We start from the raw sequence: 281 nt of genomic DNA, 5'->3' as shown, positions 1-281 counted from the left end.
TATGACATGCTGACCAATGGAGTTTTGCAGGCCAATGTGGCGTTCGATAAAGCCCAGTTCAATTGCCAAAACATGGCCAAACGGATGATGGATTTTGCGCAGAACACCAAATGGACGCAGTCGGCGGCTTTGCAGGAATACAAAACGCTGGTCAATGGCGGCGATGGGGATGCGGTGCGTGTGAATAATGCCGGCAGCAAAGCGACCGGTGCCAGCGGGCATTCATGGATTGGCGGGCAACGGCAGGGTGGTAAGGGACAAAATGCCATTCGCCCGACCCG

At 55.2% G+C, this 281-nt stretch carries 1 pseudogene; it reads left to right on the top strand.

The features are described from left to right. Positions 1-281: pseudogene (locus AAC147_RS12725) on the top strand (integrating conjugative element protein); the annotation flags it as partial.

This window comes from Xenorhabdus sp. NBAII XenSa04 (genome assembly GCF_963866145.1).
GTDB classification, from domain to species: domain Bacteria; phylum Pseudomonadota; class Gammaproteobacteria; order Enterobacterales; family Enterobacteriaceae; genus Xenorhabdus; species Xenorhabdus indica.
The sequence above is the reverse complement of the archived record's forward strand: the minus strand, read 5'-3'. Positions and strand labels throughout refer to the sequence as shown.